The organism is Halomonas sp. HG01, from assembly GCF_000968715.2.
Lineage (GTDB): Bacteria > Pseudomonadota > Gammaproteobacteria > Pseudomonadales > Halomonadaceae > Halomonas > Halomonas halophila.
Map to the genome: position 1 here is coordinate 2,117,926 of NZ_CP022134.1, position 23,156 is coordinate 2,141,081.

At 69.8% G+C, this 23,156-nt stretch carries 18 protein-coding genes; all 18 read right to left on the bottom strand.

All coding sequences use genetic code 11. The features are described 5' to 3' along the window. Window positions 1–67: 67 nt before the first annotated feature. On the bottom strand, window positions 68–772 hold the full coding sequence (locus UN84_RS10025) for an RNA polymerase sigma factor FliA (RefSeq protein ID WP_046077921.1): 705 nt from the start codon (window positions 770–772) through the stop codon (window positions 68–70). Window positions 773–811: 39 nt separating this feature from the next. Next, a complete protein-coding gene (locus tag UN84_RS10030; RefSeq protein WP_046077922.1) occupies window positions 812–1,201 on the bottom strand; it encodes a flagellar protein FlhE in 390 nt (129 codons plus the stop codon). Next, a complete protein-coding gene (locus tag UN84_RS10035; protein ID WP_046077923.1) occupies window positions 1,198–1,734 on the bottom strand; it encodes a hypothetical protein in 537 nt (178 codons plus the stop codon). Before UN84_RS10035 ends, UN84_RS10030 begins: the two co-directional genes overlap by 4 nt. Then, the gene (flhF, locus tag UN84_RS10040) at window positions 1,734–3,965 is read right to left on the bottom strand and encodes a flagellar biosynthesis protein FlhF (protein ID WP_173834992.1); all 2,232 of its coding nucleotides are present in this window, start codon (window positions 3,963–3,965) and stop codon (window positions 1,734–1,736) included. The genes UN84_RS10035 and flhF overlap by 1 nt, the downstream gene beginning before the upstream one ends. A 5-nt stretch (window positions 3,966–3,970) precedes the next feature. Beyond that, window positions 3,971–6,052 (bottom strand): flagellar biosynthesis protein FlhA, encoded by a 2,082-nt coding sequence (gene flhA, locus UN84_RS10045; RefSeq protein ID WP_046077926.1) that lies wholly within the window; start codon window positions 6,050–6,052, stop codon window positions 3,971–3,973. Further along, window positions 6,049–7,215, bottom strand: coding sequence for a flagellar biosynthesis protein FlhB (gene flhB / locus UN84_RS10050; RefSeq protein ID WP_035596960.1), 1,167 nt, complete (start codon window positions 7,213–7,215; stop codon window positions 6,049–6,051). Before flhB ends, flhA begins: the two co-directional genes overlap by 4 nt. A gap of 275 nt (window positions 7,216–7,490) precedes the next feature. Continuing rightward, on the bottom strand, window positions 7,491–8,183 hold the full coding sequence (gene cheZ, locus UN84_RS10055; protein WP_046077957.1) for a protein phosphatase CheZ: 693 nt from the start codon (window positions 8,181–8,183) through the stop codon (window positions 7,491–7,493). Between the two features lie 45 nt (window positions 8,184–8,228). Further along, a complete protein-coding gene (gene cheY / locus UN84_RS10060) occupies window positions 8,229–8,618 on the bottom strand; it encodes a chemotaxis response regulator CheY (RefSeq protein WP_035596957.1) in 390 nt (129 codons plus the stop codon). Between the two features lie 69 nt (window positions 8,619–8,687). Continuing rightward, window positions 8,688–10,406 carry a methyl-accepting chemotaxis protein gene (locus tag UN84_RS10065; RefSeq protein WP_046077927.1) on the bottom strand — a complete coding sequence of 573 codons (1,719 nt, stop codon included), beginning with the start codon at window positions 10,404–10,406 and terminating at the stop codon, window positions 8,688–8,690. Between the two features lie 34 nt (window positions 10,407–10,440). After that, window positions 10,441–11,502: a protein-glutamate methylesterase/protein-glutamine glutaminase gene (locus UN84_RS10070; protein WP_035596951.1), complete on the bottom strand. Its 1,062-nt coding sequence runs from the start codon at window positions 11,500–11,502 to the stop codon at window positions 10,441–10,443. Between the two features lie 109 nt (window positions 11,503–11,611). Further along, window positions 11,612–12,481, bottom strand: coding sequence for a protein-glutamate O-methyltransferase CheR (cheR, locus tag UN84_RS10075; protein WP_046077928.1), 870 nt, complete (start codon window positions 12,479–12,481; stop codon window positions 11,612–11,614). A gap of 1 nt (window position 12,482) precedes the next feature. Next, on the bottom strand, window positions 12,483–14,675 hold the full coding sequence (locus tag UN84_RS10080) for a methyl-accepting chemotaxis protein (RefSeq protein ID WP_046077929.1): 2,193 nt from the start codon (window positions 14,673–14,675) through the stop codon (window positions 12,483–12,485). An 88-nt stretch (window positions 14,676–14,763) separates the two neighbouring features. Then, window positions 14,764–16,509: a methyl-accepting chemotaxis protein gene (locus UN84_RS10085; protein WP_272899146.1), complete on the bottom strand. Its 1,746-nt coding sequence runs from the start codon at window positions 16,507–16,509 to the stop codon at window positions 14,764–14,766. A gap of 59 nt (window positions 16,510–16,568) precedes the next feature. Continuing rightward, a complete protein-coding gene (locus UN84_RS10090) occupies window positions 16,569–18,188 on the bottom strand; it encodes a methyl-accepting chemotaxis protein (protein ID WP_046077931.1) in 1,620 nt (539 codons plus the stop codon). A gap of 206 nt (window positions 18,189–18,394) precedes the next feature. Continuing rightward, a complete protein-coding gene (gene cheW / locus UN84_RS10095) occupies window positions 18,395–18,892 on the bottom strand; it encodes a chemotaxis protein CheW (RefSeq protein ID WP_046077932.1) in 498 nt (165 codons plus the stop codon). Next, window positions 18,889–21,261 (bottom strand): chemotaxis protein CheW, encoded by a 2,373-nt coding sequence (locus UN84_RS10100; protein WP_046077933.1) that lies wholly within the window; start codon window positions 21,259–21,261, stop codon window positions 18,889–18,891. The genes cheW and UN84_RS10100 overlap by 4 nt, the downstream gene beginning before the upstream one ends. Before the next feature lie 31 nt (window positions 21,262–21,292). Further along, a complete protein-coding gene (motB, locus tag UN84_RS10105) occupies window positions 21,293–22,252 on the bottom strand; it encodes a flagellar motor protein MotB (RefSeq protein ID WP_046077934.1) in 960 nt (319 codons plus the stop codon). After that, complete coding sequence (gene motA, locus UN84_RS10110; RefSeq protein WP_046077935.1) at window positions 22,249–23,121, bottom strand: flagellar motor stator protein MotA; 873 nt, start codon at window positions 23,119–23,121, stop codon at window positions 22,249–22,251. Before motA ends, motB begins: the two co-directional genes overlap by 4 nt. Between the last annotated feature and the right edge of the window lie 35 nt (window positions 23,122–23,156).

Here is a 23,156-nt window from a genome sequence, read left to right on the forward strand (position 1 = left end):
ATTGCCTCCGAGCCCTGTCGCCATCCGGTGGATGGTTATCGGCCTCGACCGGCCAAGCTTGATGCGGTTAGTTGTCGCGCAGCTTCCCGCGCAGTCGCCCCACGGCCTGGCTGTGCAGCTGACAGACCCGGGACTCGGTGACGCCGAGCACGGCGCCGATCTCCTTGAGATTGAGCTCTTCCTGGTAGTAGAGCGCCATCAGCAGCTTCTCGCGCTCCGGCAGCGCCTCGATCGCCTCCACCAGCTGGGTGCGCTGCTGGTGGTCGATCAGCCGGGCGAAGGGCGTCTCGGCGACGCCGTCCTCCAGCAGCCGGCCCTCGCCGCCCTCGGCCATCAGCTCCTCGAAGGGCAGCAGCTGGCCGCTGTTGGTGTCGCTGAGCAGCCGGCGATAGCTCTCGAGGTCCATCTCCAGGGCCGCGGCGATCTCGGTCTCCTCGGCCGGGCGCCCCAGCTCCTGCTCGAGCCGGCGGGCGGCCTCGTCGGCGGCCCGGGCGTTGCGCCGCACGCTGCGCGGCAGCCAGTCGCGGCTGCGCAGCTCGTCGAGCATGGCGCCGCGGATGCGCTGGCTGGCGAAGGTGGCGAAGCTCGCGCCCTGGGACGAATCGAAACGCCCCAGCGCCTCCAGCAGGCCCACGGTGCCGGCCTGGATCAGGTCGTCCAGCTCGATGCTCGCCGGCAGACGCACCTGCAGCGCCAGCGCCTGACGGCGCACCAGCGGCAGGTAGTCATCCAGCAGCGCGTCCTGTTCGATCTTGCCTTGTGCTGTGTACATGGCTCAGCCTCGCCTCTCTGCTCTCACGGGCCTTGGGCCTTACTGAAAGTTCACGATCACCTGCAGCCTCTCGACCGCCAGCGGGGCCTGCCCCGGCAGCGGCGAGAAGCGAAAACTCAGCGGCTCGCCGGCGGGCAGTCCCGCCAGGGCCGTGCTGCGCCCGCGTGGGGCCGGCAGCGTCACGCAGCCGGCCGGATGGCAGAGCCGCGCGTGCCCGCCCTGGCCGGGCGGCGTACGGAAGCGCCAGCGCACCTCGCGGATGCGGCCCTCGGTGCCGGCGGGCGGCGTCAGCGCCTCGCTGGCGGTCTCCCGACCGACGATCGCGGCACGCACCGAGGGCGCCTCGGCCACCCAGCTGCCGGCGGCGTGGGCCGTCGGGACGAAACCGGCGAGGGCGGCGAGCGCCCCGAGCATCAGGCGGCGCCTCATGCCAGCACCAGCAGGTCGATGCCGAAGTAATGCCCAGCGGCCTGGCGCAGGTTGTCGAGCAGCCCGCGGCGCGGCATCCCCGGCGGATGCACGGCGATCAGGCGCCGCGGCCCGCCGCCTTCCGCCAGCCGGCCGAGCACGCCCAGTGCGCGGCGAAAGGCCTCGCCGTCGGCGCCCACCCACAGCGCCCAGCGCGGCTGCTCTTGAGCCAGCACGGCCAGATGCGGGCTCGAGATGGCCACGGGTACCACCTTCCAGCGCCGCGGGTCGCCGACCCAGCGCCGTCCTCGCTCGGCCCAGTGATCGAGCAGCGCGGTCACTCGCTCGGCCTGTTCCGGCGCGGTGCTCGGCAGCCCCACCACCACCAGGGTGGTCGGCGATGTCTCGACGCCTGCCGCCTCGCGCCGCGATGCCTCCGTGCCCGATGTCACGGAGGGCGCCGGCTCGGACGCGGGGTCGCTTCCGGCCTCGGCGGCCGGGCGATCGAGGCTGGCCGCCCAGGCGCGCAGCCCCGCGGCCTGATCGCCGGCCATCACCGCAGCCCCTCCAGGCCGGCGGCGCCGACGTGGCGAATGGCATCCCGCGCCGTCAGCAGCTGCAGCAGCGCCTCCAGCAGGGCGCCCTCGCGGCGACGGCGACGGCCGCCCAGCAGCGCCAGCAGATCGCCGCGCAGCTCCTCCGCCTCGTCATCGGAGGACTGGTCGAGGTGGCCCGCCGCAGCGGCCAGCCCGGCGGCCAGCAGCTGGCGCAGCTCGCGATCGGTCTCCGCCGGCAGCAGCGCCGGCAGGCGCTCCCAGGCGCGGCGCGCCTGGCGCGGCAGAGCCTCGCCGTGGAGCTGGCCGATCAGCAGCGGCAGCACGTCGGCGCCGGCCGGCAGCGGGGTCAGCCACTGGCGCCGCGCCAGCACGCGGCCGCTTTCCGGGTCCACCAGGCTGGCGAACCAGGCGGTCATGGCACAGGAGGCCACAGGCCCGCGGCGACCGCCGGGGCCGGCCTCCACCGCCAGGCGCGCGAAGCGCACGCGCACGGTCTGGCCGCGGAAGCGCGCATCCCGGGTCTCGGCGGCCTCGGCCAGCGGCTCGAGGCTCGACAGCGAGCGGCGCTCGCCGTCGTGGACCACGCGCTGGGCGGGGCGCACCTGGCACAGCCAGGGCGCGCGGGTCTCGTCCAGCCATAGCCAGGTGTCGGCGTCGGGCAGGCCGGGCAGCAGATGCACGGCCACGCCCTGCCGCTCCCGGGCCTGACCGAGCCGCGCCGGCCAGCCCGCCGGCTGGCGATGCTGCAGGTCGGGCAGCACCACCCAGCCGCCGCGGTCGTCGATGCCCAGATCGGGCATCGCCCAGTCGGCGCCGGGCAGCGAGCGGCGCGCCGCCCACAGCATGCCGGCCCGCTGCGGCGGCGCGTCCAGCAGGCGCGAGAGGTGATCCTCCTGCAGGCAGGCGGGCAGCGCGCTCAGGTCCCAGCCAGCCTCGAGGCTGGCGAAGCCGGTCAGCCGGCGACGCAGCGTGGCGAGCAGGGCGCCGAGGCGGCGGCCCTGGCCGAGCAGCGCGTCGGCGTCGGGGCGAGCGCTCTTCACGCTGGCCGCGGGCAGGTCATCGCCGGGGCGCGCCGCCGCCAGGGCAGCCTCGACCAGCGGCGCGGCCTCGGCCGGCGCCAGGTCCTCCGGCACCCGCTGGCCGGTGGAGACATAGCGCAGCCGCAGGCCGTGGCGAATCAGGGTGTCCAGGGCCGGGCCCAGCTGGCCGGCCTCGTCCTGCTTGGTCAGCAGGCAGTCGTCGAGGGCCACGCCCGCGGCCCGCGCGGCCTGACGATAGTGAGTGACCACTTCCTCCAGCGTGCCCGGCTGGCTGGCGGCGTTGAGCACCAGCAGCATGCGCACCCGCTCGGCGCCGCCCTGCAGCTGGGACGCCTGGGCGATGATGCGGCGGTCGCGCTGGCTCATGCCCACGGTGTCGATGATGATCCAGCGCCGGCCGGCAAGCTCGGCCAGCAGCGCGTCCATGGACTGCTCGGGCGACAGCGCGTGCAGCGGCACCCCGAGCAGCTCGGCGTAGATGCGCAGCTGCTCGTGGGCGCCGACGCGGAAGCCGTCGGTGGTGACCAGGGCGACATGCTCGGCGCCGTGGCGCTGCACGCAGCGCGCGGCCAGCTTGGCGGTGGTGGTGGTCTTGCCGACCCCGGTGGGACCGACCAGCGCCAGGATGCCGGGCGTGTCGAGGAAGGTCTCGGGATCGATGCCCACCGGCAGGCGACCGGCCAGGCGGCGGCTCAGCCAGGCCTGGGCCGCGGCGGGCTCGGCCTCGGCGCCGGCCAGCTCGGCCGGCAGGCCCTGGAGCAGCTCGTCGATCACCACGCGGCCGAAGCCGGCATCGCGCAGGGTCTCGGCCAGCGTCTCGCGACCCGCGGACGACGATGTCGTCGGGGCGGCGGGCGACGCGGCCCCCCGGGCCAGCAGCGCGCGCATGTCCTGCATCTCGCGCAGCAGCCGCTCGCTCATGGCCTCCAGGCCGCCGCTGTCGGGCGCCGCGGATGTGGGAGCCGACTCGCTCGGCGGCCGGGAGGCGGGCTCGGCGGGCGCCGGCGCGGTGGATTCAGGAAGCGTGGACGCCACCATGGTCTCGGCCGCCTCGTCGGCCATGGCCAGGATCTCGACGCCCGTCTCGGTGGGTCGGTTGGCCAGGATCAGGGCCTCGTCGCCCAGGGCGCTGCGCACCTTGCGCATCGCCTCGCGGCTGGTTTCGCCGACGAATCGCATGACGCTCATGTCGCTCACTGTCCTCCGATCAGGGTGGTGACCTTCAGGGTCCGGTCATCGGGAATCTCGGCCTGGGACATCACCACCAGATGATTCAGGCGGCGGCGCAGGAATCGCGCCAGCACCGGGCGCAGCGAGTGCTGCACCACCAGCACCGGCGGCTCGCCGCTGGCCTCGTGGCGGCTCAGGGCCTGCTCGGCCTGGTCCATCAGCGTCTGGGCCAGGCCCGGCTCCAGGGCGCCGCTGCCGTTCATGGCCTGGTGCAGCACCTGCTCGAGCTGGCCGTCCAGCCCCAGGACGTTGAGGGTCTCGTGGCCGGCGAACCACTGCTGGGTGATGGCGCGCCCCAGCGCCACGCGGACCACGGCGGTGAGTTCACCCGGATCCTGCTGCTGGGGCGCGTGCTCGGCCAGGGCGTCGAGGATGGTGCGCATGTCGCGGATCGAGACGTCCTCGTCGAGCAGGTGCTGGAGGATCCGCTGCAGCACGGTGAGCGAGATCGCCTTGGGCACCACTTCCTCGACCAGCGACTTCTGGTCCTCGCCCAGCTTGTCGAGCAGCTTCTGTACCTCCTGGCGGCCGAGCATCTCGGCGGCATGGCGGTGCAACAGGTGATTGAGGTGCGTGGCCACCACGGTGCTGGCGTCGACCACGGTGTAGCCGTAGACCTGGGCATGCTCGCGCTGCTCGGTGTCGATCCACACCGCCGGCAGGCCGAAGGCCGGGTCCCGGGTCGGGGTGCCGGACAGCTCGCCGGAGACCTGGCCCGGGTCGATGGCCAGCCAGCGCCCCGGATAGGCCTCGGCGCGGCCGATCTCGGCGCCCTTGAGACTCAGCGAGTAGGCGTTGGGCGAGAGCTCCAGGTTGTCGCGGATGTGCACCACCGGCGGCAGGAAGCCGACCTCCTGGGCGAACTTCTTGCGCACGCTCTTGATGCGGCCGAGCAGCTCGCCCTGTTGCTGGGCGTCGACCATGGGAATCAGCCGGTGGCCGACCTCGAGGCCCAGGGTGTCGACCAGCTGCACGTCCTCCCAGCTGGCTTCCGGGGCTTCCGGCGCCGGCGGCGGGGCGACCTGGGTCTGCTCCTCGACCAGCTGGCGCTCCTGCTGGCGCAGCATCCACCAGGCCAGGCCGCCGAGCAGCGCGGTGAACAGCAGGAACACCAGGTTGGGCATGCCCGGCACCAGGCCCAGCAGCCCCATCACGCCGGCGGCCAGGAACAGCACCCTGGGATTGACGAACAGCTGGCTGATCATCTGCTGGCCGACGTCCTGGTCGGTGGTCACCCGGGACACGGTCACGCCGGCGGCGGTGGAGATCACCAGCGCCGGGATCTGCGCCACCAGGCCGTCGCCGATGGTCAGCAGCACGTAGGTGCGGGCGGCGTCGGAGAACGCCATGTCGTACTGCAGCAGGCCGATCAGCAGGCCGCCGATGATGTTGACCACCATGATCACCAGGCCGGCCATGGCGTCGCCGCGCACGAACTTGCTGGCGCCGTCCATGGAGCCGTAGAAGTCGGCCTCCTGGGACACGTCGGCGCGGCGCTGACGGGCTTCTTCCTCGCCGATCAGGCCGGCGTTGAGATCGGCGTCGATGGCCATCTGCTTGCCGGGCATGGCGTCGAGCATGAAGCGAGCGCCCACTTCGGCGATGCGCCCCGCGCCCTTGGTGATGACCATGAAGTTGATGATCACCAGGATGGCGAACACCACCAGGCCGACGGCGAAGTTGCCGCCGACCAGGAACTGGCCGAAGGCCTCGATCACCTTGCCGGCGGCATCGCCGCCCTCGTGGCCGTTCATCAGCACCACGCGGGTCGAGGCCACGTTGAGCGACAGCCGCAGCAGGGTGGTGAACAGCAGCACCGCGGGGAAGGCGGCGAAGTCCAGCGGCTTCTGGGTGAACATGCTGACCAGCAGCACCATCACCGCCATGGCGATGTTGAAGGTGAACAGCAGGTCCAGCGCGAAGGGCGGCAGCGGCAGGATCATCATCGACAGGATCATGATGATCAGCAGCGGACCGGCCAGCAGCTTCATTGGCACGTCGGCCATCAGGTTGCGTCGCGGCAGGTATTGGCTCAGGGCCTTCATGCTCGTGCCTCGTCGGTGTCAGGGCCCGCTCCCGGCGCCGCCACGGCGTCCGGAATCGGCAGGTTCTCGGGGGTCGGCGGGGCCTCGCCGCCCTCTTCGGCAACGCGTTTCAGGCCGAAGGCCCAGGCCAGCACCTCCGCCACCGCGGTGTAGAGGTCGGCGGGGATCTCGGCCTCCAGATCCACATGGTGATAGAGCGAGCGAGCCAGCGGCGGCGCCTCCAGGCGCGGCACCCCGGCCTCCTCGGCCACCTCGCGGATGCGCGCCGCCACGGCGTCGGTGCCCTTGGCCACCACCCGCGGTGCGCTCATGCCGGCCTGCTCGTACTTGAGCGCCACGGCGTAGTGCGTGGGGTTGGTGATCACCACGTCGGCCTCCGGCACCTGGCTCATCATCCGCCCGCGCGCCATGGCCTGCTGCTGCTGGCGGATGCGGCCCTTGACCTGGGGGTCGCCCTCGGACTCCTTGTGCTCGCGCTTGATCTCGTCCTTCGACATGCGCAGCTGCTTGGTGTGGTTCCACAGCTGGTAGGGCACGTCGATCAGGATCACCACCAGCAGGGTCAGCACCATCAGGCCGCAGGCCTCGGCGGCCATCCACATGGCGTCGGCCAGGGCCCGCTGGACGGGCATGCCCATCAACGCCATGAACTCGCCGCGGTGCAGGTAGAGGTAGGCCACGCCCACGCCGCCCACCAGCACCGACTTGGCGATGGCCTTGGCGAGCTCCACCAGCGCCTGGACGCCCAGCATGCGCTTGAGCCCCTTGAACGGATTGAGCTTGCTGGCCTGGGGCTTGAGCGACTTGGCGGAGATCACCCAGCCGCCCAGCAGCGCCGGCGCCACCAGCGCGATCACCGCCAGCAACAGGAACAGCGGCAGCATGCCGATCAGGGTGCGCTGCCCCAGTGCCAGCGCCTGGACCAGCATCGGGATGGTTTCCATGGCCTGCCGACGCTCGAACAGGAAGGCCTGCTCCATGACGCCACCGACCAGTTCGAAGAGGCTCGCGCCCATGGCTCCGAGGCCGATCACGCCGCCGAGCAGCAGCATGAAGGTGGCCAGCTCCCGGGAACGGGCTACCTGCCCGTCCTCGCGCGCCTTCTCCAGGCGTCGAGCCGTGGGCTCTTCTGTCTTCTCGTCGTCGCTGCTGTCGTCGGCCATGGCCAGTCACCGGGCACTCGTGCGCACCCTGGCCATTATCCGGGGAGGAAGGTAGGAACGGTCAGGCGAAAAGGGCCGATTTTCGTGGGCTTATCCACGCGCCTCGGCCGCTTGCCGGAAGGGGAAAGCGGGAAGAAAGGACGGCGGTGGGCATGGCTCAGGGGTCAGCCCCCGGCCACGCCACCCGGCCCGTCATCGGACACCTCTCCGGCCACATCGACACCGCCGGGGTCTGACCCCAGGCTGGCCGGGCGCAGACGGTGTTCGGCGATGACTCAGAAGCCCAGCTGGTCGAGCAGGTCGTCCACCTGATCCTGATCGGCCACCACGTCCTCGGCCTCGGGCTTCATCTGCGGGCCGTTGAGCAGACTGTCCTCCTCGTCGCGCTTCCTGGCCTCGCTCTCGCGCTGACCGTCGGCGCGACGCTGCATGCTGTCGCGGGCCTCGCCCTGGGGCACGCTGTCGATCAGCACCTGCACCAGCTGATGCTCGATCTCGCGGATGACGTCCATCATCTTCTTGATCACCTGGCCGGTCAGGTCCTGGAAGTCCTGGGCCATCATGATCTCGAGCAGCTCCTTGTGGGTCGCCTGGGTCGTCTGGGGCACCTCGGCCAGGTAGCCACGGGTGTCCTTGACCAGCTCGCGGGCGTCGTCGAGCTCCTTGGGCTCGGCGAACCACTCGGCCCAGCGCGCGTCCAGGGCCTCGGCCCCCTCGCTGAGGCGGTCCTGCAGCGGCTGGGCACGATCGATGGCGTTGAGGGCACGCTCCGCCGCCTGCTCGGTCATGGTCGCCACGTAGCTCAGGCGGTCGCGGGCATCGGGAATCGCGTCCGCCGCCCGCTCGATCTCCTTGTCCAGCCCCAGCTCGCGCATGCTGTCGCGCAGCATGCGCGTCAGGTGGCCAATGCGCTGGACCAGTTCGTCTCCGTTCGCCTGGTGGTCGCCAGGCTGTGTCTCGGTGCTCATCATCGCCTCTCCTGCATGCCGGGCCCGCGCGGACCCGGCCGGGTATCACATGCCCAGCTTCTCGAAGATCTTGTTGAGCTTCTCCTCGAGGGTCGCCGAGGTGAAGGGCTTGACCACGTAGCCGTTGGCGCCGGCCTGGGCGGCGGCGATGATGTTCTCCTTCTTGGCCTCGGCGGTGACCATCAGCACCGGCAGCTCCTTGAGATCATCATCGGCACGGATCTGCTTGAGCATCTCCAGGCCGTCCAGGTTGGGCATGTTCCAGTCGGACACCACGAACTCGAAGCCGCCGGCCTTGAGCTTGTTGAGCGCCTCCTGACCGTCCTCGGCCTCCTCGACGTTGGTGAAGCCCAGTTCCTTGAGCAGGCTGCGCACGATACGCCGCATGGTCGGGAAGTCATCCACCACCAGGATGCTCATGTTCTTGTCCGCCATCGGGATTCCTCTTCTTTTGCTAGTCGGGGCAATTGCGTTGCGGGGCCGGCGGCACGCCACCGGCCATGTTCAGAATTCTTCCCAGTCGTCCTCGGCCGCGGTCGCCGCCCGCGGGGCGGGGCGGGTCGGCTCGGGCCGGGATTGAGGCGCGGCCTCGGCGCGCGGCGCTGGGGCAGGAGCCTGACGGGGGGCCGCGGCCGGACCGGCCGCCGGCAGGGCGGCGGATTCACCACCGCTCAGCCGGAACACCGACACGGCCTGTTCCAGGCGCGTGGCCTGAGCCTCCAGCTCGGACGCGGCGGAGGCCGCCTCCTGCACCAGGCCAGCGTTCTGCTGGGTGACCTGGTCCATCTGGCCCACCGCCTGACCGACCTGCTCGATGCCGTCGCTCTGCTCCTGCGACGCCGCCGAGATCTCGTCCATGATGTCGGTCACCCGGCGCACCGAGGCGACCACCTCCTGCATGGTCGAGCCGGCCTGCTCGACCAGCGCCGAGCCCTCCTGCACCTGGGTCACGGAGCCGTCGATCAGTGCCTTGATCTCCTTGGCCGCCTCGGCCGAACGGCTGGCCAGCTGACGCACCTCGCCGGCCACCACCGCGAAGCCGCGGCCCTGCTCGCCGGCCCGCGCCGCCTCCACCGAGGCATTGAGCGCCAGGATGTTGGTCTGGAAGGCGATCGAGTCGATCACCCCGGTGATGTCGGCGACCTTCTGTGAGCTGCCGGCGATGCCGTGCATGGTCTGCACCACCTGCTGGACCACCTCGCCACCGCGCTCGGCGGTGCTGGTGGCCTCCTGGGCCAGGCCGCTGGCCTGGCGGGAGTTGTCGGCGTTCTGGCGCACCGTGGCGGTGAGCTCTTCCATGCTGGAGGCGGTCTCCTCCAGCGAGGCGGCCTGCTGTTCGGTGCGCGAGGACAGATCGGCGTTGCCGCGGGAGATCTCCCGGGCGCGGCCGTGAATGGCGCCGCTGCCCTGGCGCACGTCGCCGACGATGCGCCCCAGGTTGCCCTGCATGTCGCGCATGGCGGCGAACAGCTGGCCGATCTCGTTGCGCCCCTTGACCTGGATCTCGCGGGACAGGTCGGCCTCGGCGATGCCTTCGAGATCGCGCACCGCCTGACGCAGCGGCAGCACCAGCAGCCGGCGCAGGGTCAGGTAGATGCCCCCCATGATCAGCGCCGCCAGCGCCAGGATGGCCAGGCCGATCATGCCGAAGCGGCCCTCCATGACGCTGTAGTCGGCCATCAGGGTGTCGCCGCGCTCCCCGGCGTAGCGCACGAACTCGGTCAGCGACGCCTCGAGGGCCTCGCGGGGTTCCGTCATGCGCTGACGCAGCTGGGAGAAGCCCTGGGTATCCACCCGGTCCAGGGTCTCGTAGCCCTCGCGCACCAGCGCCAGCACGGCGTCGAAATCTGCCTCGACGCGGGCGCCCAGCGCCTCGCCCTGGGGCGTGCGCGGCACGCCGGCATAGTTCTCGTAGCGCGCCTCGGCGCGCTCGATCTTGTCCAGGGCCGAGGCCAGGGCGGTATCGGCCTGGCTGGTGCGCCCCATCAGGAAGTGGCCGGAGGCGGTCTGAAGGTCGACCAGGCCTCCGGTCAGCAGCGCATCGGCGCGGTTGATCTCGTTGAGCTGCTCGACGTTGATCCGGTCCAGGGTCGACAGGGTGTCATGGGCCGTGCGGCTGGCCGTCCAGCCCAGGCCCGCCACCACCACCAGGAACAGCAGGAAGCAGGCCAGCACGCCGTTGACGACCCGGCTGATCTTGAAATTGCGCAATAGGTTGAGCATCGAGGCGACTCCTGAGCCGAAATGACAGTCCTTCTTACACCCGCTGGGCGCGACCGGAGGCGGCGACCAGCTTGAGCAGCCGCGGCGCCACCGCGTCCAGGGCGACGACTTCGGCCGCGCCGCCCAGGGCGATGGCCTCGCGCGGCATGCCGAACACCACGCAGCTGGCCTCGTCCTGGGCCAGGGTCTGGGCCCCGGCCTGGCGCATCTCCAGCAGCCCGGCGGCGCCGTCCTTGCCCATGCCGGTCAACAACACGCCGATGGCGTTGCGGCCGGCCTGGGTGGCGGCGGAGTGGAACAGCACGTCCACCGAGGGCCGGTGACGGTTGACCGGCGGGCCGCTGTCCAGCCGCGCGACATAGTTGGCGCCGCTGCGCGCCAGCTTGAGGTGAGTGTCCCCCGGCGCGATGTAGGCGTGCCCGGGCAGGATGCGCTCGCCGTCCTCGGCTTCCTTGACCGTGATCTGGCACAACCGGTCGAGGCGCTCGGCGAAGGAGCGAGTGAAGCCCCCGGGCATGTGCTGGGTGATCAGGATCGCCGGGCTGCCCGCCGGCAGCGGCTCCAGCACGCTGCGGATGGCCTCGGTGCCGCCGGTGGAGGCGCCGATGATGATCAGCTTCTCGCTCGACACCAGCGGAGCCTCGAGGGTCTTCGGCGCCGGAGCGTCACGGCGACGGGCGCGCTGCGGCCGCGAGCGTGCCGCCGCGCGCAGCTTCTCGGCGATCTCGTCGGCGTAGGCCTGCATGCCGTGGCGAATGCCCAGCGACGGCTTGGCCACGAAGTCCAGGGCGCCGAGTTCCAGGGCGCGCAGGGTCACCTCGGAACCGGCCTGGGTCAGCGACGAGACCATCAGCACCGGCATCGGCCGTAGCCGCATCAGCCGCTCCAGGAAGTCGAGGCCGTCCATGCGCGGCATCTCGACATCCAGGGTGATGACGTCCGGGTCGTGGCGCTTGATCAGGTCGCGGGCCACCAGCGGGTCCGGCGCCACGGCCACCACTTCCATGTCGGGCTGCTGATTGATGATCTCGGTCAGCAGGTCGCGTATCAGCGCCGAATCGTCGACGCACAGCACCTTGATCTTGGGTGCGCTCAAGGGATGTCTCCTCTCCATGCGGGCGGGCGGCGGACGGCATGCCACCCCCGTCGCCGGCCGATGGGGTCACTATCGGCCGGCGCTCCCGGTTCTTTAACGCGCCCGTTGTTTAACGCGCCTTGCGCACGTAGACGGTCTGTCCCCGCAGCCGGAAGGCCTCGGTGGTGTAGGAAAAGTTCTCGGAATGCCCGGCGAACAGCAGGCCGTCGGGCTTGAGCAACGGGGCGAAGCGCTCGAGGATCCGCGCCTGGGTCGGCTTGTCGAAGTAGATCATCACGTTGCGACAGAAGATCGCATCGAAGGGCCCCTGGATCGACCAGGAGGGCGCCAGCAGGTTGAGCGGCTGGAAGTCGACCATGTCCTTGAGCTCCTGCCGCACCCGGGCCAGCCCCTCGTGGGCGCCGCGGCCGCGCTGGAAGAAACGCTTGACCCGCGCCTCGTCGAGCTTGTGGATCTGCTCCATGGCATAGACCCCGGCGCGGGCCTTCTCCAGCGCCTCGGTGTCGATGTCCGTGGCCACCACCTCGGCGTCGCCGGCCCGCGAGCCCAGCGCCTCGGCCAGCGTCATGGCGATGGAATAGGGCTCCTCGCCGGTGGACGCCGCCGAGCTCCACACCCGCACAGGGCCACGCCGCTCGCGCACGTGGGTCGCCAGCAGCGGGAAGTGATGCGCCTCGCGGAAGAAGGCGGTGAGGTTGGTGGTCAGGGCATTGGTGAAGGCCTCCCACTCGCGGGCATCGAGCTGGCGCTCGAGGCGCGCCAGATAATCGGCGAAGCGCGTCAGGCCATGATGGCGAAGCCGCTTGGCCAAGCGGCTATAGACCATCTCCCGCTTGTGCTCGGCCAGCACGATGCCGGCCCGCTGGTAGATGAGCTGACGGATGCGGGCGAAGTCCGCATCGGTCAGTTCGAGGTCACGCTCGAACTGACCGCCGCCCGCCCAGCTTCCCGGCCCCGACGAGGGCAGCTCCTGTGTCACGTTAGAATTCCTCCCATTCCTCCACGGCCGCTTCCTGGGCCGCGTTTGTGCGCGTCGTGACCGGACGGGCCGAGGCCCGATCCGATCCGGACGTCGCGGATGCCGCCGGTAGCGGCTGACGCGCCGCGGCACCGCGCCGCTCGCTCAGCGACGGCGCTCGTTCCAGGCCCGCGCCGCGCAGGCGGAAGGCGGCCACGGCCTGGGCCAGATCGGATGCCTGCTGATCGAGCTCGGTGGCCGCCTGGGCGGAGGCCTGCACGCGCTCGGCGTTCTGCTGGGTCACCCGATCCATCTCCATCACCGCCTGATTGATCTGGCCGATGCCGTTGCTCTGCTCGGTGGAGGCCGCGGTGATCTCGCCCATGATGTCGTTGACCCGGGTCGAGGCCTCGAGCACCTCGGAAAGCGAGCTCTCGGCGCGCTTGACCAGCTGGGCGCCGCCCTCGATCTGCCGGGCCGAGCCGTCGATCAGCGCCTTGATCTCCTGGGCGGCGGACGCCGAGCGGCTGGCCAGCTGACGCACCTCGCCGGCCACCACGGCGAAGCCGCGGCCCTGCTCGCCGGCCCGGGCCGCCTCCACCGAGGCGTTGAGGGCCAGGATATTGGTCTGGAAGGCGATCGAATCGATGACGTCGATGATTTCCGTCATCTTCTTCGAGCCTTCGGTGATCTCGCCCATGGTGCCCACCAGCTGCTGCATCAGCTCGCCGGTCTCGGCGGTCTGGGTGGCATTGTCCGAGGCCAGGCCGCTGGCCTGCTGGGCGTTGTCGGAGTTGTGCTGCACCGTGGTGGTCATTTCCTCCATGCTGGAGGCGGTCTGCTGCAGCGAGGCGGCCTGCTGCTCGGTGCGCGAAGCCAGTTCCTCGTTGCCGGAGGCGATGTCCCGGGCAGCCGGGGCCACCCGTTCGACCCCGTTGCTGACGTCACCGACGATGCTGCCCAGGCTCTTGCGCATCAGCTCCAGCGCGCCGAGCATGCGCCCGACCTCATCGCGGCGGCGGTGGGGCGGGGTGGCGCCGAGGTTGCCGGAGGCGATCTGCAGGGTGAACTGCTGCGCGCCGCGCAGCGGCCGGATCAGGGCACGCAGCTGCAGCCAGCCCAGCAGACCCAGCGCCAGCAGGCCGATGCCCAGCATCATCGCCAGCACCAGGGTCATACGCTGCTCGGTCGCCTTCGCCTCGTCGGCCAGCGCCGTGGCCGCCTGCTGCTCCTCGGCGATCAGTTCGTTGACGTCACTCGACAGCCCCTCGCCCCAGTCGCGCATTTCCTTGGCATGAGGCGGCAGGTTGGAGAAGACCTGGAAGTTGTCGTCGGAATTGAGCAGCGACACCGCATGCGAGAGCCCCGCCTGGCGATAGTGATCGAGTTCCTCGCCGAAGTCATCGGCCACCGCGGAGGCATTACGACCGTCGCCTCGATACCCCTCCCACAGCGACGCGAGGCGCGTCTCGGCCTCTTCGAGCCCGGCGATCACCTCCTCACGCTGGTTGATCAGCTCGAAGGGCTCGCGACGGGTCAGATCCTGATGGCTCTGGGTGATCACCTGGTCGATCTGCTGCAGCCGCGCGACGTCCTGCAGGCCGTCGCGGTTGAGGGTCTGCAGGCGCTGGCCGGCATCGTCGATGCCGAACAGCCCCATGCCGCCGGTCACGGCCAGTAGCCCGCCGGCCACCGCCACCATGGCCACCATCTTGGCGCGCATGCTGCTCAGGTTCAGCCGGCCCAGCGCGCCGCGCAGGCCGCGTCGCTCCAGCCATCCCTTGTCGAGGCGATAGCCGGTCTTGTGGCCCTCGCGCATCCGCGCATAGACGGTCTCGGCCAGCTCGATGTCGGCCGGATCGGCCTTGGTGCGCATGGAGGCATGGCCGACCACCTCGCCGTCCTCGAGGATCGGTGACACGCTGGCGTCGACCCAGTAATGGTCGCCGTTCTTGCAGCGGTTCTTGACCAGGCCGTGCCAGGTCTCGCCGGCGGCCAGGGTATCCCACAGGTCCTGGAAGGCCGCCGGCGGCATGTCCGGGTGGCGCACCAGGTTGTGCGGCGCCCCGATCAGCTCCTCCTTGGAGAAGCCGCTGACCTCGATGAAGGCCGGGTTGGCATAGGTGATGCGCCCCTTGAGATCGGTGCGCGAGATCAGGAAGTGGTCGTCGTCGAGCACGACCTCCCGCTGCGTGATCGGCTGATTGTTTCTCATGTCATCAATTCCCTACGGCGTGCCTGGATGCTGGCCATTTGTTATGGAGTTGGAGCGCCGCCGAATGACACCGGCGGCGCATCGGCCTTCAGAAGGATTCCCACTCCTCGTTCGGGTCCTGATCGCGCTGGCGCGGCGGCTGCGAGCCACGGGCGCTGTCCGGTGTGCGTCCACCGTCCTGGCCGCCAGCGGCCACCAGCGACGGCATCCAGCGCGCCAGGTCGTCCTGGCGGGCGGCCTCGTGGTTCGGTGCCTCGGCCCCCGAGGGCAAGCGGAAGCGGCCGGTGACGTCACGCAGCCGACCGGCCTCGGCCTCGAGCTGGGTGGCGGCACTGGCCGCCTGCTGCACCAGGGTGGCGTTCTGCTGGGTCACCTGATCCATCTGGGTGACGGCGTCGTTGACCTGGGAGATGCCGTTGCTCTGCTCGCTGGAGGCCGCGGCGATCTCGTCCATGATGTCGCTGACCCGCTGCACGGCGGCGACGATCTCGGTCATGGTCTGGCCGGCCTTGTCGACGCGGGCGGTACCGGCCTCCACCTGGTTCACCGAGGCCTCGATCAGGCCGCGGATCTCGCTGGACGCGTCCGCCGAGCGGCTGGCCAGACTGCGGACCTCCTCGGCCACCACCGCGAAGCCGCGGCCGTGCTCGCCGGCCCGGGCCGCCTCCACCGAGGCGTTGAGGGCCAGGATGTTGGTCTGGAAGGCGATCGAGTCGATGGTGCCGATGATCTCGGCCACCCGCTGGGAGCTATGCTGGATCTCGTGCATGGTCGAGACCACCTCGCCGACCACCTGGCCGCCCTCTTCAGCGGTGCGCGTGGCCTCGACGGCGAGCTGGCTGGCCTGCTGGGCGTTGTCGGCGTTCTGGCCGACGGTGGAGGACAGCTCCTCCATGCTCGAGGCGGTCTCCTGCAGCGAGGAGGCCTGCTGCTCGGTGCGCGACGAGAGATCATTGTTGCCGCTGGCAATGCTCTGCGAGCCGGCGTAGATCGACTCGCCGCTGCTGCGTACGCTACCGATCGTCGCCGCCAGGCCCCGCTGCATCTCGTCCAGCGAGCGATAGAGGCGGCCGATCTCGTTGTTGCCGTACTGCGGGATATCCTGGGACAGGTCTCCCCCCTCGACCCGCTCGAAGTAGCCGACCAGGCGGCCCAGCGGGCGGATGACGTTGGCCGTCACGCCCCACATCACCACCGCGATGGCCAGGGCGGCGATCACCAGCACGGCGATCATCAGCCCCTTCATCAGCCGCGACAGGTCGAAGAAGTCGTCGTAGAGAGCGGCGCCGTTGGCCTCCGAGGCCTCGAAGAAGGCCACGGCATCGGTGTAGAAGGCCTGGGTCAGGCGGTCGACGTCCTCGTTCAGGTCGGCGAAGGCCTGGGCGCTGCCTTCCTCCAGGGCCTGACGCTGGGGCCTGAGTCCCTGGTCCATCAGGGCCGTGAAGTCTTCCTCGATCGACGCGATCAGCGCGTCCTGCCCCGCCTGGCGCGGCAGCGCCAGGAAGTCCTGGAAGGTCGCCTCGATCTCGTCGAGGGTCGCGCCCAGCGCGGCCGCCTCGGCCTGCACCGACTCGCGCTCCTCCGGCCATACCGCCTGCCCCAGCCGGGCATGCAGGCCGCGCAGTTCCGTCTGCGCGAACAGCATCTGCGCATTGGCCCGGTTGAGGGAGGACTGCTGGTCCACGTTGACCTCGTTGAGCGTGCGCAGCGAATCCTCGCTGTAGCGCACCGCATAGAGCCCCAGGGCGCTGAGCACCAGGATCAGCACGGCGAACAGCGCCAGCACCAGGCTCCAGCTGACCCGCACGGTCATGTTGTCGAGAAGCTTCCTCACCACGCACTCCCTTTCTTGGAGGGGCGGTCCTTGCCGCCCCGAATCACGAATTCTCGGTATCAGGCCATGGCCGGTTCGGCCTCGCGCGCCGAGGCCGCGGCCGCCGGCAGCGCGGCGGGCGTCTCGACGTCGGCCCCCGCCACGAAGCGGAAGTGGGCCACCCGCTCGCGCAGGCCTCGTGCTCGCGCCACCAGGCGCTGAGAGGCGTCGCTGTTGCCCTCGACGAGGCCCGCGTTCTGCTGCGTCATGCGATCCATCTGGGTGACCGCCTCGCCGACCTGCTCGATGCCCTGACGCTGCTCGCCGGTGGCGGTGGAGATCTCCTCCACCAGGCCGGAAAGACGGCGGATGTCATCCACCATCCCGACGATCACCTCGTCGGTCTCCTTGACGCGCCGGCTGCCCGCCACGACCTGACCATCGGCGCGATCGATCAATGCCTTGATCTCCCGGGTCGCCTCGGCCGAGCGGCTGGCCAGCTGGCGCACCTCCTCGGCCACCACCGCGAAGCCGCGGCCCTCTTCGCCCGCCCGAGCCGCCTCCACCGAGGCGTTGAGCGCCAGGATGTTGGTCTGGAAGGCGATCGAATCGATGGTATCGACGATGCCGCTCATCTCGCTGGCGCTGGCATTGATGGCGTCGATCGCGTTGACCACCTCGCCCATCGCCTGGCGGCCCCGCTCGGCGCCCTGGGCGGTCTCGTCGGCCACCGCGCGCGCCTGCTCGGCGTGCTCGGCGTTGTGCCCAACGGTGGTGGTCAGCTGCTCCATGCTCGAGGCGGTCTGGGCCAGCGCCGCGGCCTGCTGCTCGGTGCGGGTGGCCAGCTCGTCGTTGCCTTCGCCCAGCGCTTCCACGTCCTGATGCACCGCATCACTGTCGCGATGGATGTCGCCGATGGTGTCGACCAGGGCCCGGCGCATGCGCTCGATATCGAACAGCAGGCTGCGCTCGTCGCCGCCGCGCAGTCGCACTTCCCGGGTCAGATCGCCGTCGGCGATGGCCCGCACCGAGGCGGCGGCGTAGCGGGGATCGCCCCCCAGCGAGCGGGTCACGCCACGGATCACCCATCCCATCAGCAGGCTGACCGGCACGCCGATGATCAGCAGCGCCATCAACGAGCGGGCCAGTGACGCCATGAAGGCGGCATTGACGTCGTCGATGTAGACGCCGGTGCCGATCGTCCAGCCCCAGGGCGCGAAGCGCTCGTGGTAGGACGACTTGGGAATCGGCTCGCTGCCCTCGGTGTGCGGCCACAGGTAGTCGACATAGCCGTCGTCGCTGGCCACGTCCTCGGCGAACTCGCGGAACAGCAGGCGACCCTCGACGTTCTCGAAGCTTCCGACGTCGGTGCCCGCGGCCAGTCGCGGGTGGCTCTGCATCGCGAAGTCGTCGTCGAAGACGTAGAGATAGCCGCGGCCGTGGTCGTACTCCATGTCCTCGATCAGCGCCGCGGCCCTGGCCTTGGCCTCGTCCGTCGAGATCTCACCGGCCGCGGCCCGCTCGGCCTGGCCCGCGATCAGGCTCTGGGCCAGATGGACGGTGTCCTGGAGGGCCCCGCGGCGCTCCTCCAGCATGGTCTGGCGATTCTCCCAGGCGCTCCAGGCCATCATCAGGCCCATGGCCAGCCAGATGATGCCCAGGGTGGCCCACAGTTTTGTTGTCGTTGTCAGCTGGCGCATGCGTCACCTCTTGTCGGGTGTGTTGTTATTGGCAGAGCGCGGCTTGCTTGCCGGGGATGGCAGACGAGCGCCGGGCACGAGGCGGCGCGAGGATGTCGGTGCCTGGGCGCCAAGCGCAGCGCCCAGGAACGTGATGACAGCCTGCTCGCGATGGTCCGGCACGCCGGGCGCGTCGCCTCCCGCCGTGAGCGCCCGAACGTGCCGGCTTATTCGCTCACGCTGTCGACCAGGGCCATCTCATGGCTGGTCAGCAGCTTGTCGATGTCCACCAGCACCAGCATGCGGTCCTCGAGGCTGCCGAGGCCGCTGAGGAAGTCGGAGGACAGGGTCACGCCGAACTCCGGCGCCGGCTTGATCTGCTCGGGCGTCAGGGTCATGACGTCGGAGACGCCGTCGACCACGATGCCGACGATGCGCTCGCCGACGTTGAGCACGATCACCACGGTCTGGCCGCCGTACTCGACGTTCTCCAGATGGAACTTGATGCGCAGGTCGACGATCGGCACGATCACACCGCGCAGATTGGTCACGCCCTTGATGAATTCGGGGGCGTTGGCGATGCGGGTGACGTTCTCGTAGCCGCGGATCTCCTGCACCTTGAGGATATCGATGGCGTATTCCTCGTCGCCCAGCGAAAACACCAGGAATTCGCGGTTTTCGGCCTCGGTGGCGGCCAGGGCCGCTTCGGTGGTCTCGATGCTCATGACGGCTCTACCTCCTTGGGATTCAGGGTCGTGGAGACGGCGGGACGGGCGTCGCGCCGCGCCTCCTTCTTGGCTCGGTTGAGACGGTGCAGATCGGTGATGTCGAGGATCAGCGCCACGCTGCCATCGCCGAGGATGGTCGCCGCGGACACGCCGGGCACCTTGCGATAGTTGGTCTCGAGGTTCTTCACCACCACCTGCTGCTGGCCAACCAGCTCATCCACCAGCAGCGCGTAGCGGCGGCCCTCGCCCTGGACGATCACGGCAATGGTCTCGGCCAGCTCGGTCTTGGCGCCGGTGACGTCCAGCGCCTCGTGCACGGGCACCACCGGCAGGTATTCGTCGCGCACCTTGAGCACCACGTCGTCCCCGGCCATGGCGTAGAGGTCGTCGGGGCTCGGCTGCAGCGACTCCAGCACCGCGGACAGCGGCAGGATGAACACCTCGTCGCCGACCTTGATCGACATGCCGTCGAGGATCGCCAGGGTCAGCGGCAGCACGATGCGAATGGTGGTGCCTTCCCCGGGGGTGGACATGATCTGGACGTTGCCACCCATGCCCTGAATGTTGCGCTTGACCACGTCCATGCCCACGCCGCGGCCGGAGACGTCGCTGACCTCCTGGGCGGTGGAGAAACCGGGGGCGAAGATCAGCTGCCAGACCTCGTCGTCGCTCATGCTGTCGGAGACGCTGAGCTCGCTCTCCCGTGCCTTGGCGAGGATCTTCTCGCGGTTCAGGCCGCCGCCGTCGTCGATCACCTCGATCAGGATGTTGCCGCCCTGGTGCTTGGCCGAGAGCGTCAGCTTGCCGGTGCGCGGCTTGCCGGCGGCCTCGCGGGCGTCCGGCGACTCGATGCCGTGGTCCAGGCTGTTGCGCACCAGATGGGTGAGCGGGTCGATGATGCGCTCGGTCAGGCTCTTGTCGAGCTCCGTCGCCGCGCCCTCGGTGACCAGTTCGATGTCCTTGCCCAGCTTGCCGGCGGTCTCGCGCACCACGCGGGGGAAGCGACTGAAGACGAAATCCATCGGGATCATGCGCACCGACATCACCGCTTCCTGCAGGTCGCGGGCGTTGCGCTGCAGCAGGTTCATGCCGTTGTGCAGGCCGCTGTGGTTGACGTTGTCGAGCTCGCTGACGGTCTGGTCGAGCATCGATTGGGTGATGATCAGCTCACCGACCAGGTTGATGATCTGGTCGACCTTCTCCACCGAGACGCGGATCGAGGAGGACTCGCCGCCACCGGACTTGGCCTTCGACTTGGGCTTGTCGGCTTTCGCCGCCTTGGGCTTCTCTGCCTTGGGCTTCGCCGCCGGCTGCGGCGCGTCCTGGCCGGAGGCTTCCGGCTCGGTCGCCGCCGGCGTTTCGGAGGCGGCCGGTGCCGCGGGCGCCGACTCGGCCTCCCGCTCGATCTTCAGCTGATCGGCATCGACGATGAAGCCCATCACCGCCTCGATGTCCTCGACGCTGACCGAGGTGGAGAGCGTGACCCGGTAGCAGGCCGCGTCGCCCGACTGCCCCTCGACGGTGCCGAGCTGCCCGAGCTCCTCCAGCAGCTGGGCGCGGTCCTTGTCGCCGACCTTGAGCAGCGACACGACCAGCCGGCGCTCGCCGGCGGCCGATGCATCATTCGCCTCGGCCTCCGCGGTTTCGATCTTGAGCTGGTCGGGCTCGACGATGAAGCACATCACCGCCTCGATGTCCTCGGCGCTCACCGAGGTGGCCAGCGTGACGCGATAGCAGGCCGCGTCGCCCGCCTGCGACTCGATGGTGCCGAGCTGCTCGAGCTCCTCCACCAGCAGGGCGCGATTCTCGTCGCCGACGTTGAGCAGCGAGACCGTCAGGCGGCTCTCGCCCTCCTGGGACGGCGCCTCGGCGGGCGCCGGCTTGGTCTCAAAAGCGGTCTCAGGGGCGGGCTCGGGGGCCGGAGCAGGTGTCGGCTCGGCGGCCTTGGGGGCGGGTTCGCCGCCGTCCAGCGACTGGCCGATCTCCTCCAGCGCCAGGCGCTTGAGGGTCTCGCAGATGCGGGCGAAGGCCTCCTGATCGGGTTCCTCGCCGTTGCGATAGGCGTCCATCTGGTCGTGCAGCATGTCCTTGGTTTCCAGAAAGGTGTCGACGATATCCCGGCGCAGCGTCAGCTCGCCCTGGCGCGCGTGATCCAGCAGGTTCTCGAACAGGTGCGTGGTCCGCTGCAGGACGTCGAAGCCGAAGGTGCCGGCGCCGCCCTTGATCGAGTGTGCCGCCCGGAAGATGGCGTTGAGCTGCTCGGCGTCCGGGTCATCGACGTCGAGCTCGAGGAGATGGCGCTCCATGTCGGCCAGCAGCTCCTCGGCCTCCTCGAAGAAGGTGTCATAGAAATCGGTGATATCCATGCGGTTCCCTACCCAGGGTGTATGGCGCCTCTCAGGGCGATGATGCCGGGCCCAGGGCCTCGTTGAGTCGTTGGTTGAAACGCTCCATCGGCGATTCGTCGGGCGACGGCTGGCGGCCGCCGCCCAGCGTTGACGGCAGGCCGATGCCATCGACCACCCGCGGCGAGCGAATGCGCTCGGACACGACCTCGAACAGCACCAGCAGCTCGATGCGCCGGTTGATCGGGTCACTCGGCACGGTGTCGGGCATCGTCACCTGATCGGCGAAGCCCGCCACGCGCAGCAGCCTGTCGGCATCCAGCCCGCCAGCCACCAGCTCGCGGCGTGAGGCGTTGGCGCGGGCGGAGGACAGCTCCCAGTTGCCGTAGCCGCGCTGGCCGTTGAGATAGGCCAGGCTGTCGGTGTGGCCGCTGATGCTCAGGTCGTTGTCCAGCTCGTTGAGCAGCGGCGCGATCAGGTAGAGCAGATCGTGCATGTAGGGCGCCACCCGGGCGCTGCCGAGCTCGAACATGGGCCGCTGCTCGTTGTCCAGCAGCTGGATGCGCAGCCCCTCGGGCGTCATGTCGAAGCGCAGCTGGTCGCGCAGCTCCTTGAGGTCCGGATCGGCCTCGATCGCCGCCTCGATGCGCCGCTGCAGATCGCGGAAGGCGCGGCGCTGCCGCTCGCTGGGGCGGGTCTGCTGGCGCAGGTCGATGCGCGCACGCTCGCCTTCCTGATAGGTCGGATCGGGCCCGCCGCCGGGAATCACGTTCTGGCTGACGGCGGATCTGTCGCCGCTGGTGATCGCCGCCACCAGCGGCGTGCTGAAGTAGTCGGCCACGCCCTCGCGCTGCTCGGGGCTGGAGGTGGAGAGGATCCACATCACCAGGAACAGCGCCATCAGGGCGGTCATGAAGTCCGCCAGGGCGATCTTCCAGCTGCCACCATGATGGCCCTGAACGACCTTCTTGCGCCGAATGATGATCGGCCGGCGATTGTCCCCCTGACTCATGCGCTGCCCACACCCGCCTTGGATTCACGCACGTATTCCTCGAGCTCGCTGAAGCCGGGGCGCTCCTGGCTGTGCAGCGCCTTGCGGCCGAACTCCACCGCCAGCTGAGGCGCATAGCCGTGCAGGCTGGCCAGCAGGGTCACGCGCATGCACTGCAGCACCTTCTCGACCTCCTTGGCCTGACGCTCGATGCGACTCGACAGCGGCAGGATGAAGCCGTAGCCGAGCAGGATGCCGAGGAAGGTGCCGACCAGGGCGTGGGCGATCATCACGCCCATCTGCTCGGGGTCGGCGTTGGAGGCGCTGAGCGCCTTCACCACGCCCATTACCGCGGCGACGATGCCGAAGGCCGGCATGGCATCGCCGACCTTGTGGATGGCATCGGCGGGGATGTGCGCCTCCTGCTCGAAGGCCTCGATCTCATGGAGCATCAGCTCGTCGATCTCCATGGGATCCATGCTGCCGCTGACCATCAGGCGCATGTAGTCGGTCAGGAAGGTCATGATGGTCGGGTCGGCGAGCACCTTGGGATGCTCGTTGAACAGCGCGCTCTCCTGGGGATTGTCGATATCGCGTTCGATGCCCAGCATGCCGTCGCGGCGGATCTTGGCGAGCAGTTTGTACTGCAGCGCCATCAGCTCCATGTACAACGCCTTGTCGTACTTCTTTGAGCGGCGCAGCCGCGGCAGGATGCGAAACGAGGCCTTGAGCGCCTTGCCGTTGTTGGCGGCGATGAAGGCGCCGAGACCGCCGCCGCCGATCATCAGCAGCTCGGTGGGCTGGAAGAGAGGGCCAAGGCTGCCGCCGGCCAGCACGAAGCCACCGAAGACCGAAAGCAGGACGACCAGATAACCAAGGGGAATCAGCACAACGAGTTCCTTCGCCGACGCGTGAATGATGTCAC

Bases quoted from the DNA above. Each gene is read 5' to 3' on its own strand.
- flhA (WP_046077926.1), bottom strand. From the start codon at position 6,052: ATGAAGGCCCTGAGCCAATACCTGCCGCGACGCAACCTGATGGCCGAC.
- motB (WP_046077934.1), bottom strand. From the start codon at position 22,252: ATGAGTCAGGGGGACAATCGCCGGCCGATCATCATTCGGCGCAAGAAG.
- UN84_RS10065 (WP_046077927.1), bottom strand. From the start codon at position 10,406: ATGCTCAACCTATTGCGCAATTTCAAGATCAGCCGGGTCGTCAACGGC.
- UN84_RS10100 (WP_046077933.1), bottom strand. From the start codon at position 21,261: ATGGATATCACCGATTTCTATGACACCTTCTTCGAGGAGGCCGAGGAG.
- cheY (WP_035596957.1), bottom strand. From the start codon at position 8,618: ATGGCGGACAAGAACATGAGCATCCTGGTGGTGGATGACTTCCCGACC.
- UN84_RS10035 (WP_046077923.1), bottom strand. From the start codon at position 1,734: ATGGCCGGCGATCAGGCCGCGGGGCTGCGCGCCTGGGCGGCCAGCCTC.
- UN84_RS10030 (WP_046077922.1), bottom strand. From the start codon at position 1,201: ATGAGGCGCCGCCTGATGCTCGGGGCGCTCGCCGCCCTCGCCGGTTTC.
- UN84_RS10090 (WP_046077931.1), bottom strand. From the start codon at position 18,188: ATGCGCCAGCTGACAACGACAACAAAACTGTGGGCCACCCTGGGCATC.
- UN84_RS10025 (WP_046077921.1), bottom strand. From the start codon at position 772: ATGTACACAGCACAAGGCAAGATCGAACAGGACGCGCTGCTGGATGAC.
- UN84_RS10080 (WP_046077929.1), bottom strand. From the start codon at position 14,675: ATGAGAAACAATCAGCCGATCACGCAGCGGGAGGTCGTGCTCGACGAC.
- flhB (WP_035596960.1), bottom strand. From the start codon at position 7,215: ATGGCCGACGACAGCAGCGACGACGAGAAGACAGAAGAGCCCACGGCT.
- cheW (WP_046077932.1), bottom strand. From the start codon at position 18,892: ATGAGCATCGAGACCACCGAAGCGGCCCTGGCCGCCACCGAGGCCGAA.
- flhF (WP_173834992.1), bottom strand. From the start codon at position 3,965: ATGAGCGTCATGCGATTCGTCGGCGAAACCAGCCGCGAGGCGATGCGC.
- cheZ (WP_046077957.1), bottom strand. From the start codon at position 8,183: ATGAGCACCGAGACACAGCCTGGCGACCACCAGGCGAACGGAGACGAA.